Genomic DNA, 14,230 nt, shown 5'->3' with positions numbered 1-14,230 from the left:
CCTGACGAATTTGTAGTGAGAACGGGAATTCACTACAAGTTCGTCAGGGACTATCGGCCGACCGCGTGGGCCCCTCAGGGGCGAAGCCCCCGAGGGGTTGGGCGGGGGTCAAGTGCGGCGGCGGGTCATCAGGGCACCACCTGCAGCGAGGAGGAGCAGCGCCAGGAGGGCGTGCACCGGGCTGAAGGGAGCGCCGGTGTCCGGCAGACCGTCGCGGTCCTCGTCACCGTCCTCGTCCTTGTCGAACGGCAGGAAGGTGTTGGTCACGACGGCCGTGGCCTCTCCGGGGCCGGTCGTGGTGGAGAGGTCCACCTCGATCTCGGTGCCCTTCGCCTTCACGGTCTCCCCCGCGATGTCAGCCACGATCGCGGTCCGCTTCGCATCGCCGTCCTCGGTCTCCTCGAGCACGCAGACCGCGCTCGACGGGAGGTCCTGGTAGCTCGCCGAGTAGTGGTTCGACTTGCGCAGCACCCGCTCGGCACCGCCGGGGACGTCGAAGGCGACCCGCTCGCCGTCCACCAACCAGGTGCACTCCAACGCCACCCGGAAGGGTCCCTTGGCACCCCGGGCATCGAGGTTGCCCTCGACGACCTTCTCCACCTCGAGCGACGTGAGGTCGAAGGTGTTGGTCGCCTGCTGGGTCACCGTCGAGAGCTCTCCGTCGACCTCGGGGGCAGGGATCGTGACCACGCCGTCCCAGCTGCCCATCATCACAGTGGTGGCGCCACCCGTCACGACCTCCTCGACCTGGCACACGGTGCCGATCGGGTAGGGCCCGATCGTGATGGTGTCGCCTGCACGCAGGCTCACCTGACCGTCGTACGGCGTCTGGTCCTGGTAGGTGCAGACCACGTCGAACCCGAACTCACCGGTGCCGTAGCGGGCAGCGCCGTCACCGTCGACGACCTTCTCCAAGGTGAACGTGCCGGCCTCGTAACCGTTCGTGACCTGGACCGCGGCAGGGTCCACGCCGGGGGTGACCGTCGCGCTGCCGTCACCGTTGTCGACGACGTTGTCGCCGACGTACACCCGGTGGTCGGCGGCGTCCGAGTCGGTTTCGGTGACGGTGCACACGGACCCGACCGGGATCGTGTCGGCCGGCGCGGTCCAGGTGCCACCGTCCTCGAGCTCGAACGAGAACTCCGTGTTGCCGTCGGCATCGACGGTGACCGGCACGCCGGTGCCCGTGACACAGGCGACGGTGAAGGCGAACGGCCCGAAGTCGACGTCGGTCGCCTCGGTGTCGACCAGCTTGGTCAACGACAATCCGGTGAACTGGTAGTCGTTGGTGATCGTCGTGATCTGGGTGGACGGGACACCCTGATCGGCGATCGGCCGCGACGGGTCGGTCGGTTGGATGACGGCGACGGTGCTCGGGTCACCTGCGCGCGTCGTCTCGCCGAACTCGCCGACCTCACCCTGCTCCGCGAACGTGCAGGTGGTGCCCTGCTCGCTCAGCGGGATGCCGTCGACCCGATAGGTGTGACCGTTGCCGCCGTTGAGCTCCAGCACCGCGTCAGCGCCGAGGTCGAGCTCCTCGGCGTCGGCTCCGGTGCCGACCCGGCAGGCGAGATCCACGAGGAACTCTCCGGGTGCGTAGCCAGAAGCCGGTCCGGTGACCTCCTTCGTGACCTGGATCGATCCCACACGCAGGTGGACGCCGACCTTGCTCGGCGCGATCTGGCGCCAACGCGTCTCGGTGGCATAGCGGAACTTCACACCGTGCTGGTTCCAGGCGATCTGGTCATCAGCGGGCACGACCCGCGAGCTGCCGCTGACGTCGTCATCGTTCTCGAGCACGTTGAGGGTGGAGAAGTTGACGTCCACGAACTCACCGGCCCGCAAGGCACCTGCCTGCGTGCCCGCGAAGTCGAGCACCACACGCAGGCCGCTGACCTTGCTCCAGTCCGTGCCGGCGTCCGCGTCGACCCAACTCTCACCGCTCTGCTCACAGGCCGGTTGGTTCGGCAGGTCGTCCCAGGTGCCGACACAGACATCCGCGTCCGTCGTCACCTGCACGACATAGCTCGTGCCGGCCGGCGCAGTGACCTGCACGCTGTCGGCGACGACCTGGGGCCGGTACGCCGAGTCGCGGCCATCACCCGAGACCAGCGACTTGTCGCCGGCGACGGGGAGCTGGTCGAAGACCGTCATCTCTGCGAGGTCGACGGTGCCGGAGTTGACGGTGTGCAGGACCCACTCGTCCGTGCCACCCACCTGGCTGTTGGCGACGCAGGCCGGGCGGTAGTAGGCGCCGCCCGTGGCCCGCAGGTTCTGCGCGCAGGCGAACTCCGGGCTGCCCGGTCGGTAGGCACCCGGGAGGGAACCGCGAACGCCCTTCGCCGTGTAGAGGTTCGGCCCGATGACCGTGCCGATGTAGTCGGTCGTGCCACAGGTGTGCGCGTCCTCGTTCCACGCGCCGGTGGTCGATCCGCCCGATTCCACGTTGGTGCAGCGACTGAGCTCCTCCTCGGTCGTGACGGTGATCTCGTTGACCGCGGTCTCGCCCGCGCCCAGACCGGGCTGCAACTCGAGGAAGAGCCTGATCCCGAACTCCTCACCGGGTTCCATGATGTTGCCACCGTCGGGCCACGTGAACACGATGGTGGTGCCGTCTGCGCTCGGGGTCACCGTCACCTGGTCCGACAGGCTGCCGCCGGGGTCGGGCGTGAAGATCGGCTCCGGGTCACCGGTGTAGACCAACTCGGCGGGCAACACGTCGACGAGGTCGGTCACCGTGAGGTAGCCCGTGCCCGTGTTCCTCAGCGTGAGGTCGAAGGGAACCGCATCACCGGGGCTGGCGAGTCGATCGCCCTCGTTGGTCACCTTGCGCACGGCGATCTCCTGCGTGCCGGCGTAGAAGGTCACCTCGGCGTCAGCGGCCTTCGCCTCGGAGTCGTTGCCGTCGGGGCGGGTCGACTGGGACGTCTGCGTGTTGTGGATCGGGTTGTCCGGGTCGAGCACCACCGGGGCGCTCGGGTCATCACGATAGGTCTCACGCAGGTTGGCCGTGAACACCGCGGCGGCAGACCAGTTGGGCGCGGGGACGGTGCCGGAGAAGAGCGCTCCGTCGGCCCTCGAGAAGGTGAACCTGATGCCCTGGACGTCGGCATTCGCGACCCCACCCGGCAGCGGGAGGCCATCGGCACTGGGGGTTCCCGGGATCCAATCGGTGCCATCGAAGAGATCGACCTGCACCTGGTCTGCGCCCGCAGGGAGCGTGACACTGCCCAGACCGGTGAAGTCGAAGGCGTTCCAGAACTCCGGGGAGTCGGCTTGGTCCTCGATGACCACCTGCTGCGGGGAGAGGGTGCTGCGCGGGCCCGCACCTTGGTTCGCCCCGACCGTCACCGTGACGTTGTCGTCGTCGACGTCGTGCTGCGGCTGCGTGATCTGCTGCGGCGAGATCGACTTCGACGGCAGGATGTTGACCACACCACCGGTGAGTTCGGCGGTGGCGTGGGCGACGTCGCCCGTCTTCGTGCCCGGGCTGGTGATCGGGTCGTAGGACTGGGCGAAGACCCGGTTGGTCTGCTCCTCGGTCTGACCGGCAGCCAGCACCAGGTCGTCCCCGCTGCTGCGGTAGGTCGCGCGGAGCTGCGACTCGATCACGATCGTGAGGTCGTTGGGCTGGGTGATGGTGCCACCCGAGGTCGCCGGGTCGGTGTCCTGGAAGGTCACGCTGATGCCCACGACGTCCGCCAGGTCGGTCGCCGACATCGCGGTCACCTCGGTGGCCGTGTGCTGGGTGGTCGTGTAGGTGCCACCGTTGTGGTGCAGGAGCCACACCGTGGTCGCGTCGAGATCCACCTGATCGGGCTCACTCGCGGCAATCATGATCCCGGTGGCGTCGAAGCGCTCGAACGGGTTGGGGTTGCTGCTCTGGGTCAGCCAGTCGCGGCTCGTGTCGAACGGGTCGCCGGTCGCGCCGGCGACATCGCCGTCGGTCTGGCAGTCCGCGAGCGTGGTGTCGGTGCACACGGCGGGATCTGTCAACCGCACGTACGACGCCCGGCCCACCGATGCGTTGTTTCCCGTGATCGACCAGGTGGCCGTCGGGTAGTCCGCGGCCGGCGTTCCGACCGGCGGGGTGAAGATGTCGCTGGTCGGGTCGACCGACTTCGACACCTCGACCAGGGGCTCCGGGTCGATGATCAAGATGGTGTCGGAGTCGCGGTCGGTGACCGAGGCACCGCCGCCGATCGGGTCACCGGTGAGGGTGACCGTGTTGTTGACGACGCTCTCGTCGGCCGTGTTGTAGGTCTGCTCCTGGACGACGAAGGAACCGTCGGAGCGAAGCTTGTCCCGCACCTGCCAGGTGAGGTCGAAGACCCGGTCAGCGCTGCCCGAACCGACACCGGTGCCCGGCTTGGGTGCGAACGCGTCGAAACCGGCGCCGGGCTGCTGGGCCGCCTCACGGGCGGCGGTGTCGGCGGCGGTCTCCTCCAGCGTCACTCGCACCCCGATGGTGGTACGCCGCTCGGGCGCCGTGAGGTCGTGGCCCTTGAAGCCTCGGTTGGCCGTCATCCACGAACCACCGGGGGCCGTGACCTCCTCCCACGTGGAGGTCTCGTCGTTGAAGAGCTCCACCTTCGTCACGGTGTCGTACTTGAGGAACCACCCCGTGGAGTAGGGGTCGCTGCTCGGGAGGATCAGGTTGACGGCAAACAGGTCGAACGCGTCGAAGACCTCGTCAGCGACGTCGTACCCGGCCCCCGCGGGGTCGGACATGTCGGTGATCGTCACGGGCGAGAAGCCCTCGCCGACGTTCCATCGCAGCGACGTGTTGGCCTGTTCCCCCGACTGGGCGAAGACCGACGCCTTGTTCCACGCCTTGTCGATGTCCATCGGACCGGGAGCGGTCGACGGGATCTCGACGATGCCTTGGGCGGTGTCCTCGTCGTCGGCGGCCAACGGCTTGCCGCCCTCGGACTCGCCAGCGGCGGCGGCCGTCGCGGTGTTGACGTAGGTGACCTCGGTGTCGAGCGGCGGAGCCGCGCAGTCCGGGTCACGCAGGTCGCCGCGCGCCTCGAAGACGAGGTTGGGCACGACCGTGGTGTCGGAAGGGAGGCCGCTGGGATCGGTGAAGCCGACCTGCACACCCACGACGTCGTCGGCGGAGAGGCCCGCGGCGGCGAGTGCCGCAGCGAAGTCGGAGGCGCTGATCTGGTGGACCGTGGCGGCGCCCTCGGGGCCGTAGGTCGACACGTCGTGCCAGCTTCCCGCGGTGTCCTGCACCCGCAGGGTCAGCGTGGTGTCGGCCGGGACCTGGGTGGGAGCGAGACCTGCGATGTCGAAGGCGTTCCAGAAGCCACCACAGTCACCGGCCCAGACGTCCTCCACGAGGATCTCGTCGAGGATCGCACCGTCACCGATGGCCGTGGCGTTGGCCTCCAGCGAGGCGATGACGCTCTGACCGGGGTTGACCGCGTTGGAGGGACGAACCGTCTTCTCCAGTGTCACCTCGAGGTTCGGGTCGACGATCTCGAGTCCGTCACTTGCCTCGGCGGTCTCTCGGAGCCCGTTGGAGGCTTCGACACCGACATCGATGCTGTTCGTCAGGTCGACCTCGGGAGCACCGCCGGTCGCCTCCTCCGACGTGTCGATGGTGAAGCCCGCTCCCCGGTCTCGTTGGCACGAATCGCGCCGGTCCAGTCGATCTCGAAGCCGGAGATGTCACCCGAGGGCGGCGCCGGCACCTGGCCCTGGCTGACGGTGATCGTCTCGGTGCCGCCGTCGAGCAGGTGGTAGGTGACCGTGGCGCTGTCGGCCGCAGCTGGCCACGTGAGCGGGCCGTCGAAGCCCCCGAAGGTCACGTCGGCGGTGAAGAAGTCGAGGTCCTCGATGTGCATCGACACGACCGGGGTGTTGCCGTTGGTCGCGCTGATGGTGGCGGCAGACGACTGGCCGGCGGTGATCCGACCGGGCGCGATGTTCTTGCTCGCCTCCACCGAGGGGATCAGTGGCACCACGGTGTAGGTCGCGTTGCCGTCGTCGGCAACAGTGTCGTCGTCCATCGTGACCGAGCCGGTCGCGATGTTGTCGACGGTGTGGGTGTCGAGCGACAGGTCGCCACCGTCGTTGCGGTGGGTGGCGCGCTGCTCGAGGTCGAGGCCGAACGACAGGCTCTCGCCCTGCTCGATCTCGCCGAGGCAGGTGATGCGTACGCCGCCCACGTCGCCGTTCGCGACGCCGTTCGGCAGCGCCAGGGTGGGCGCCGGGACGGCGTCTCCCTCGATCCAGCTCCACGTGCCGTTGGCGAACACGTAGGCGTCGACCTTCACGTCGGTGCACCCGGCAGGCAGGGAGGTCCCGCTGAACCCGGTGAAGTCGGTGATGGTGAAGGGATTGCTCGCCTGCAAGGAGGAGGCACCGTCGGGAGCGGTCTTCGGCTCCTGGACGACGATCTGGTCGACCGCCACGTTGGAGGTGTTGCGCGCGTCGAGCTCGATCGTCGAGGTCGCGCCCGGGTCGAAGTCCTGCCGGTTCGGGGTCCATGCCTTGTCGACGGCCACGGCGATGTCGATCGGGGTCTCGATCTGGATGATCGCGTTGTCGGTCTTGGTGTTGGCGTTGGACGCCGACACCGCCGCGGTGTTGATGATCTCGGGACTCGTCCCCGGCGGGCCGTAGTCGTCCGGCACCTTGATGCTGACCTGGATCCGATAGGTCTGACCGGCCTTCAGACCCACACCCACCGGACTGTCGGTGACCTGCTGGAGGTCGACGGTGAGCTGGGTGTCGGGACCGAGCGTGGTCGGCTCGTCGGCACCGGTGCTCCAGGTGACCACCCGCGGCACGTTCGAGGCGTTCGGGCTGAAGCTCACGTCCTGGATCTCGAACCCGTCCAGCTCGGCCGGGAACTGGTCCGTGATCTGTGCATCGAGACAGTCGTCCTCGGAGCAGCGCACCTGGATCGTGTAGGTGAAGGTCTGCCCCGGCGACGGCGTCGCGTTGTCGACGGTCTTGTCGATCTCCAGCGAGTTCGGCGCAGCGTGCGCGCTCGTGACGCTCAGCAGGGGCAGTCCGAGGACGACCAGCAGTGCGGCGAGGGCGGAGAGGATCGCGCGTCGCGCAACACCCGGCCTCCGAGGAACAGACGAAGCGGCGAATCCGAAAGACATGGGGTCAAAGGTATGCAATCCAACTTTTTCGGTCGCCTCGGGTCACCCTCCACTCACCCCACCAGGGTGAGTGACGTGCATCACAATCAATCCTCGACTGAAACCGAGCCCCGGAGCGAGGGACCCAGCCCGGTCCACGACACGGCTTCCTTGCGACTGGTGACACCGAGCTTGCGGTAGAGCAGGCGCCGATGGGTCTTCAGCGTGTTCACCGAGATCCCGAGAGCAGCGGCGATCTCCACCGTCGACATCGTGCCACGCAGGTAGCCGAGGACCTCCCGTTCGCGAGGAGACAGCCTGAGACCGAGGCCCGAGGAGTCCGACTGTTCCCAGTCCGCGATCCGGGCAGCGAGGAAGCCCGTGTAGCGGGTGCCCTGAGCGGCGTGGTGGACCAGGAGCCGCCGTGAGTCGATGTTGACATCGAGGAAGGGCTGGATGATGCCGTGGGGTTCGGCGACGGCCAACGCGCTCTCGAGCAGCCGGTGGGCCGTCGCGTCCGCGCCGGCACGGGACTGGAGCACGGCATTGACCAGCAGGGCTCCCACCCGGAGATAGCTGGGCTGCTGCGCGAGCGGACGCAACCTGCGCAGGGCTGCCCCTGCCTCGGCATCCCGGCCTGCACGCAGACAGACCACCGAGCGGTGGAAGTTCACGGATGGGAGCACACAGTCGCAGGGGACCTTCTCCATCAACGCGACTGCCTGGTCGACCTCGCCACGCGACAAGGCGATCAGCGCGCGGGAGACGACGAGGTACCACTCGAAGGGCAACCCACCCACCGCGGCCTCGGGAAGCAGTCGGAGCCCCCGCTCGGCCTCGTCCACCAGCCGGGAGTCGCCACTCGCGACTGCCGGGGCGACCTGGAGCGCTCGCGCCAAGGCCACGTAGGCGGCGTCGCGGCCACCTGCCTGTCCGACATCGGTGAAATGCTCCCAGGCCTCGCGCGGCATCCCCTGCCAGTGGGCAAGGATCGCTGCGGCGAAGGACGGGATGCCGCCGTCGTGGCGCTGTCCCGACCCGGAGGTCACCCCTCCAACGCCCGCAGGTGCTCCTCGGCCTCGATGAACTCGCCAGCAAAGGCAGCTGCCAGACCGAGCGCGGCCCGGGAGAGGAAGACCAGACCGCGATCGCCCGTCGACTGTGCCGCCCCGGCAGCGGTGATCAGGGCCGCACGTGCCCGACGCGGCCGGCGGCGTACCCGCAACTCGGTCCAGCCGAGCATGAAGACCACCGCATGCCGTGCCGGCGGGTCGAAGGCCCGCAGACTCACGTCGCCGTCGAGGAACTCCGCTGCCGCGTCACAGACCGTCAGGAGCCCGTCGGGGTCGTCCTCGACCACCAGGTCTGCGACGACCGATGCCGCCCGTTCGGCGTCCGAGCTCCGGCGGCGCGCGGCCCCGAGCACGCCCTTCGCCTGACTCCGCAACCGTTGCGCCCCCGACGTGTCACCGAGCAGGCGACTGGTGCATGCATCGATCAGCAACACCACCGGCTCGTCCTGCACGTCCGCGGGCAACAGAGCGATCAGGTGCTTGACGGTCGGCGCATCGCCACGCACGACGAGGGCCGGCCAGATCCTGGAGAGTACGTCGAGTGCCCGCCTCGGTTCGCCCGCGGCGACGTGGTGGCGCACGGCGTCGGCCGGCGAGGAGTGCCGCAACACGTCTCCCGCCCTCCGGTGCAGCCGGGACTTCCGCTCCGGCTCGATCCTGGCGAGGACTCCTTGGCAAGCCTGCGCGAAGAGCCGGTGCCAGCGATATCTCGGGGTGCCGTCCTCGCCGGGAAGTCGCTCGAGGAACAGGCCCGAGGTCAAGACCTCCTCCAGGAGGTCGCCCGCATCGTCGCGCCCCGTCACCTGCGCGGCGACGTCTGCCGACAACTCGGCGAGCACCGTCGCCTCCAGGACGAAGTCCCGCAACGGGCGTGACAGCGGGGCGAGCGTCTCGGCCTCGATGTAGTCCATCAGGAGCTCGAGGCGCTCGGGAGAGAAGGCTGCGCCCGACGGCGCACCGACGAGGGCATGCTCCCGCGGCCCACTCCGGTCCCGAGGCACCGCATGAGGTCGGGCAGACACGATGGCCAGGCGTACCCCGCCCGGCCATCCCCCGTCCTGGCGAGGAGTGCAGCGGCACCGTCGCCCGACTTCGGCCCTGCGAGGAGGGTCAGCGCCTCACGCACCTCCGGCTCATCGAAGGCCAGCTCGTCGGGTCCGATCACCGTGCATTCACCGTGCAGGATGGCGCGAGCGAGGCCACTCAGCGGCGTCCGAGCGGCAATGAGCAGGCGCAGGTTGGGAGGCCCGTGCCGCACCAGCAGCGACAGCATGCCGTCGGCCAACACGTCAGGCACCAGGTGCGCGTCGTCGAGGACGAGGGCAACCTCGTCCTGCACCCCTGCTATGGCCGCATGGATCGCGAGGCGATCGGCATTGCTGTAGGGCTGCGCCCCGCTCAGGGCCCGGATCACCTCCGCGCCGGTGACGTCGCTCTCGGCCAGTGCCGCGCGCAGTGCACCGAAGAGTCGCTGCGGCGCCACCATCAACGGGCTCATGCTCACCCAGCCGACGGGAATGGACTGACGCCGCGCCCACTCGGCCAGCGCACTCGTCTTGCCGTAACCGGCCGGGGCGACCACCTGGACGATCCGCGACACCCCAGTCGCCGCATCCAGGAGCGAGCGCATCCGCGGCCGTTCGATCGTGCCGAAGGCAGGCGGAGGGGACGCAGCGCGTACGACGGAGTTCCACCGTCGAGCACGTCTGTGGAGCTCCCATCCACCAACATCAACAGCACCTTGACCCTATTTGTGCCGACTTGCACTCGGACGATACAACCACGCTCGCGCATCTGGCAGCACCCCGGAACGGCGGTGACGCGGGCCCGGGCGAGGCGGCCTGGGACCGAGGCCTTGACAAATTTTAAGGACTAAGCCTTAAATCGAGACATGTCAGCACCCAGCGCAGCGGCCCGAAGCGCGATGATCCGGGCGGCGGAGGAGATCGCGGTCGAGCGAGGCTGGGGGGCAACAACATTCAGCGAGGTCCAGCTGCGCGCGGGACAGGCCAACAAATCGGCGGCGCGCTACCACTTCGGATCACGCGAGGGCCTGCTCGACGCTGTCCTCGAGGCACACATGGCACCCGTCGACGACCATCGCAGGGAACTGTTGGACGCGAGCGCCGGCGTCGCCCTGACCCACGGCGACGTGGCTGCGATCTTCGTGCGGCCGCTGGCCGCACAGACACTGGGACGGCCGGGCAGCCGCTTCGCACGGTTCCTGATGCAGACACTGTCGGACCCGATCCAGTCGACGAGGGTCCTGGAGCACGTGCGTGCCGAGAGCCTCCGCGACCTGCGCACGAGGTTCTGCCAGAGCACTCCCTTGCCGACGCCCTGGGCAGAGATGCGCTTCGGCTCGTTGGTGATGCTCTGCGTCGCCACCCTGGCCACCTGGGAGGGACACCGCGAGAGCGCCGAGTCGCCCGACCTCGACTTCGTCATCGATGACCTGATCCGCATCGCGACCGCGGTGCTCGACGCACCATCCACCTGAGGAGATCCCATGGCCTTCATGTTTGCGACGCCCACCGACCCGCTGTCTGCGTTCGGCCCCCTCGTGGCCGAACGGGTCCCTGAGGCCTTCGAGTCCAAGCCGTTCGAACACCTGCGCGTCAGCCCGATGACGCCGACGATCGGAGCCGAGGTCTCCGGGGTCCGCCTCAGTGGCGAGATCGGCCCGGAGGTGCTCGAGGAGCTGCGGCGAGCCCTGCTGGAGTGGAAGCTGCTGGTCTTCCGCGACCAGGACATCGATCGCTCCGAACACCGGGCGTTCGCCGAGTTGTGGGGCGAGCTCGAACAGCACCCCTTCTTCAAGTACACCCAGCCCGGGCAGAGCGATGTCGATGTCGCGACCCTGGCCAAGGACATGGACACGGCCGGAGTCGAGAACAACTGGCACAACGACGTCACCTGGCACACCACGCCGTCGTACGCGGCGGTGCTGCGCGCGGTCGAGATCCCGCCCGTCGGCGGCGACACCCTGTGGGCGGACGCGGGGGCGCCTACGACCTGCTGCCCGACGACCTCAAGGAGCGGATCGACCCGCTGGTGGCCGAGCACGACTGGATCAACAGCTTCGGCGCCGGGATGGACAAGGACGTCGTCGCGCAGCTGCGCCCGAGCTTTCCTGCCGTGCAGCACCCGGTGGTGCGTGTGATCCCTGAGACCGGCCGCCGGGTGCTCTTCGTCAACACGATCTTCACCCAGCGCATCGTCGGGCTCGACGAGGCGGAGTCCAACCAGATCCTGACGACGCTCTACCGCCACATGATGCGTCCGGAGTTCCAGGTGCGACTGCGCTGGCAGCCCAACACCATCGCGATGTGGGACAACCGCGCCTGCCAGCACTACGCCGCCAGCGACTACTTCCCCAGCGTCGCGTGATGGAGCGCATCTCGATCGTCGGCGACGTCCCCGTCGGCATCGGCGGCTGACGAGCGCGTCCTACCGGGTCCGACGACGAACGCCGACCGCCCGAGAGACCGGCGCGGCCCCCGAGACCCCCACGGATCGGTGACCGCGGCGCGGAGCCGACCACCCCATCGCTACCTTTGCGCCATGGCGAAGAAGAACTGGTCGGACCTGTCACCCACCCAGCAGAAGGCGGTCGTTGCGGTTGCTGTCGCGGAGGTTGCGTTGACCGCCTGGGTGCTGCGCGACCTCAAGCGCCGCGACTCCGCCCAGGTCCGTGGCCCCAAGCTGCTGTGGCGCGCGGCCAGCGCCGTCCAGCCCTTCGGCCCGCTGGGCTATCTCGCCTTCGGCCGGCGCCGGACCAGCTGAGTCCTGAGCGGTACGGCGCCTCACCGGGTCGGGCGCAACGGCGCCAGTTCCGAGGGGTCCCGGCCGTCCACGATGGCATCGGCCAGCAACTTGCCGGTGATCGGCCCGAGCGTGATGCCCCACATGCCGTGCCCGCCCGCGGCGTACACCCCGGGAGCGTCGGTGCGTCCGACGAGGGGCAACCCGTCGCGAGTCACCGGTCGGGAGCCGACCCACTCGTCCTGCCGGTCGTCGAGGTCGACGCCGGAGAGCAACGGTCGTGCGGCGTCGACGATGGCACGGATCCGTCGCTGGTCGAGCGGCGCCTCGGGGGCACGGAACTCCATCATCCCGGCGATCCGTAGGCGGTCGCCGAGAGGCGTGCAGGCGACCCGCTCCTGGGGGAAGTAGACCGGCCCCTCGGGCACGTCGTCGACAGGGACGCTGAAGCTGTAGCCACGCCCTGCCTGCACGACGAGGCGGATGCCGAACTGTCGTCCCAGCTCGCCCAACCAGGCACCGGTCGCCAACACCACCCGGTCGTGGTGGGTCGGACGTCCGTCGGTGACGACCACGACGCCGTCACCCTCCGGACGAATGCCGGTCACGTTGGCGCTCTCGTGGAGCTCGACTCCCCGCTTGCGCACTGCGTCGGCGAGCGCGTTGACGAACTCGCCGGGGTTGATGAAGCGCTGACCACGCAACCGGATCGCGGCGCCGATCTCGCCCGAGAGCAGCGGAGCGATCCCGCGTGCCTCGTCCCCGGTGACAAGGTCGAAGGCGATGTCCTGCCCGGCGCGGTGGATGAGCTCCAACTCCTCGAGCAGCACCGTGCGCTCCTCGGAGGTCCGATAGGCCGCCAGGAACTGGTCCGCTGCACGCGTCACCGCCTCGACACCACCCTCCGCGAGCTCGTCGAAGGCGCCCAGGGAGCGCGCGTTGAGCGGGATCAGCGCATGCATCGCCCGGGACCAGTGCCTGGCCGTGCTGTGTCGTGCGAAACCGGCCAGGAAGCGGGCCAGCCTGAGATCGGCTGCCGGCGGCACGTAGACCGGTGACGAGGGGCTCAGCAGGGCGCGGATCCCATAGCGGAGCACCGCCGGTTCGGGCAACGGTGTCGCGATCCCCGGCGTGAGCCACCCCGCATTTCCCCACGAGGACCCGGCCGCGACCTGGTCACGTTCGTAGACCGTCACGTTGACGCCACGTTCGTTGAGGAACCATGCCGTCGCGAGACCGACCATCCCGGCCCCGACGACCGCCACGTCCTGGGGTGCTGACATTGCGTCCTCCCTCTCACGTTCCTGCTTCCGAGCATGACCGATGCGCACCGGTCATGCCTCGGGCAATGACACAGGTGCACACCCCTGTTGACTGTGGAATGGCACAGGCCCACGATGAGGGATGCTGACCGCGGTCGATCTCACCCATGCCCTGCCCCAACACCTGCTCCGAGTCGTGCACGTCGGCGCCGAGCGCCAGGTGACCGGACTGGAGTTCGCCGACTCCGACCTCGAGGCAACGGCCCATCCCGGCGACCTGCTCCTGGCGACCGGCGCCCTTCCCGATCTGGCCACCCGGCTCATGGCGATGGCCGACGCCAGCGGGCCACCCGCCGCTGGGCTCGTCGTACGCCGGAGCGCGCTCACCGCTGACCTGACGGCCGCCTGCACTCGGCTTTCGCTGACCCTGGCTGCGTTGGCCGACGGCGTCTCGTGGTCGTTGGTGTGGGGATTGCTGCAGACCGCGGTCGACCAGGCCCGCCGGCCGGCCGGCTCAGGAGGAGGCAGCCTCGATGAGCTCTTTGCCCTGGCCGAGCAGATCGCGGAGGTCATCGACGCCCCCGTGACGATCGAGGACGCGCACTCACGGGTGCTCGCCTACTCCGGGAGGCAGGACGACACCGACCCGGCGCGGGTCTCCACCATCATCGGGCGGCGGGTGCCCCGCGAGGTACGGGAACACTTCCGGCTGCACGGCGTCTTCCGACGGCTGGCCACCTCGGACGAACCGTTCCTGGTGGAGGGGTTCGCCGGCGAGACGGCGGGAACATGGGTGCGCCCGCGCCTGGTGGTGCCGGTGCGCGCCGGCGACACATGGCTCGGCTCGATCTGGGCAGTGCGCGAGACGGTGGTGACCGACGAACAGGTGACGGCCCCAGTGCGGGGCGGCCGACGTGGTGGCCCTGCATTTGCTGCGACTGCGCGCCCGTACCGAACTGGGCCGGCAGCTGTCGGTGGAACAGGTGCGCGCCACCCTCCGTGGTGAGGCCGGCGCAGCACCGCTGGG

11 protein-coding genes are annotated in these 14,230 nt (G+C 69.1%); 5 read left to right on the top strand and 6 right to left on the bottom strand.

What is annotated here, in order from left to right; all coding sequences use genetic code 11:
* Positions 1-108: 108 nt before the first annotated feature.
* The 5 genes from L1066_RS12915 to L1066_RS12895 form a co-directional block, all read right to left on the bottom strand.
* Positions 109-5,463, bottom strand: coding sequence for a DUF5979 domain-containing protein (locus tag L1066_RS12915; RefSeq protein ID WP_235736716.1), 5,355 nt, complete (start codon positions 5,461-5,463; stop codon positions 109-111).
* A 95-nt stretch (positions 5,464-5,558) separates the two neighbouring features.
* Positions 5,559-7,124 carry a DUF11 domain-containing protein gene (locus L1066_RS12910; protein WP_235736715.1) on the bottom strand — a complete coding sequence of 522 codons (1,566 nt, stop codon included), beginning with the start codon at positions 7,122-7,124 and terminating at the stop codon, positions 5,559-5,561.
* Positions 7,125-7,210: 86 nt separating this feature from the next.
* Positions 7,211-8,152 (bottom strand): LuxR C-terminal-related transcriptional regulator, encoded by a 942-nt coding sequence (locus L1066_RS27750; RefSeq protein WP_235736714.1) that lies wholly within the window; start codon positions 8,150-8,152, stop codon positions 7,211-7,213.
* On the bottom strand, positions 8,149-9,087 hold the full coding sequence (locus L1066_RS12900) for a winged helix-turn-helix domain-containing protein (protein ID WP_235736713.1): 939 nt from the start codon (positions 9,085-9,087) through the stop codon (positions 8,149-8,151). Before L1066_RS12900 ends, L1066_RS27750 begins: the two co-directional genes overlap by 4 nt.
* Positions 9,087-9,806 (bottom strand): hypothetical protein, encoded by a 720-nt coding sequence (locus L1066_RS12895; RefSeq protein WP_235736712.1) that lies wholly within the window; start codon positions 9,804-9,806, stop codon positions 9,087-9,089. Before L1066_RS12895 ends, L1066_RS12900 begins: the two co-directional genes overlap by 1 nt.
* Positions 9,807-10,067: 261 nt before the next feature.
* Here L1066_RS12895 and L1066_RS12890 point away from each other — a divergent pair, with 261 nt between their 5' ends.
* The 4 genes from L1066_RS12890 to L1066_RS12880 all read left to right on the top strand — a co-directional run bounded on the left by L1066_RS12890 (position 10,068) and on the right by L1066_RS12880 (position 11,962).
* Entirely contained in the window at positions 10,068-10,676 is a 609-nt protein-coding gene (locus L1066_RS12890; RefSeq protein ID WP_235736711.1) for a TetR/AcrR family transcriptional regulator, read from the top strand.
* 9 nt (positions 10,677-10,685) lie between these two features.
* Positions 10,686-11,339 (top strand): TauD/TfdA dioxygenase family protein, encoded by a 654-nt coding sequence (locus tag L1066_RS26745; RefSeq protein ID WP_283095415.1) that lies wholly within the window; start codon positions 10,686-10,688, stop codon positions 11,337-11,339.
* On the top strand, positions 11,231-11,566 hold the full coding sequence (locus L1066_RS26740; RefSeq protein WP_312007711.1) for a TauD/TfdA dioxygenase family protein: 336 nt from the start codon (positions 11,231-11,233) through the stop codon (positions 11,564-11,566). The genes L1066_RS26745 and L1066_RS26740 overlap by 109 nt, the downstream gene beginning before the upstream one ends.
* A 174-nt stretch (positions 11,567-11,740) precedes the next feature.
* On the top strand, positions 11,741-11,962 hold the full coding sequence (locus L1066_RS12880; protein ID WP_235736710.1) for a PLDc N-terminal domain-containing protein: 222 nt from the start codon (positions 11,741-11,743) through the stop codon (positions 11,960-11,962).
* A gap of 20 nt (positions 11,963-11,982) precedes the next feature.
* Here the strand turns inward: L1066_RS12880 and L1066_RS12875 are convergent, their stop codons facing one another.
* A complete protein-coding gene (locus L1066_RS12875) occupies positions 11,983-13,224 on the bottom strand; it encodes an NAD(P)/FAD-dependent oxidoreductase (protein WP_235736709.1) in 1,242 nt (413 codons plus the stop codon).
* Between the two features lie 121 nt (positions 13,225-13,345).
* On the opposite strand from L1066_RS12875, the gene L1066_RS12870 reads away from it, so the two are divergent.
* Positions 13,346-14,209 (top strand): hypothetical protein, encoded by an 864-nt coding sequence (locus L1066_RS12870; protein ID WP_235736708.1) that lies wholly within the window; start codon positions 13,346-13,348, stop codon positions 14,207-14,209.
* Positions 14,210-14,230: the final 21 nt, after the last annotated feature.

The sequence above is a fragment of the Nocardioides alcanivorans genome (genome assembly GCF_021555175.1).
GTDB classification, from domain to species: domain Bacteria; phylum Actinomycetota; class Actinomycetes; order Propionibacteriales; family Nocardioidaceae; genus Nocardioides; species Nocardioides alcanivorans.
Note: the sequence above shows the minus strand (reverse complement) of the source record. Positions and strands in the feature narration are given on the sequence as shown.

Coding starts and splice junctions, on each gene's coding strand:
- L1066_RS12895 (WP_235736712.1), bottom strand. CDS start 9,806: ATGCGCTCGCTCCTGGATGCGGCGACTGGGGTGTCGCGGATCGTCCAG.
- L1066_RS12910 (WP_235736715.1), bottom strand. CDS start 7,124: ATGTCTTTCGGATTCGCCGCTTCGTCTGTTCCTCGGAGGCCGGGTGTT.
- L1066_RS12880 (WP_235736710.1), top strand. CDS start 11,741: ATGGCGAAGAAGAACTGGTCGGACCTGTCACCCACCCAGCAGAAGGCG.
- L1066_RS12890 (WP_235736711.1), top strand. CDS start 10,068: ATGTCAGCACCCAGCGCAGCGGCCCGAAGCGCGATGATCCGGGCGGCG.
- L1066_RS12900 (WP_235736713.1), bottom strand. CDS start 9,087: ATGGACTACATCGAGGCCGAGACGCTCGCCCCGCTGTCACGCCCGTTG.
- L1066_RS12870 (WP_235736708.1), top strand. CDS start 13,346: ATGCTGACCGCGGTCGATCTCACCCATGCCCTGCCCCAACACCTGCTC.
- L1066_RS12875 (WP_235736709.1), bottom strand. CDS start 13,224: ATGTCAGCACCCCAGGACGTGGCGGTCGTCGGGGCCGGGATGGTCGGT.
- L1066_RS26745 (WP_283095415.1), top strand. CDS start 10,686: ATGGCCTTCATGTTTGCGACGCCCACCGACCCGCTGTCTGCGTTCGGC.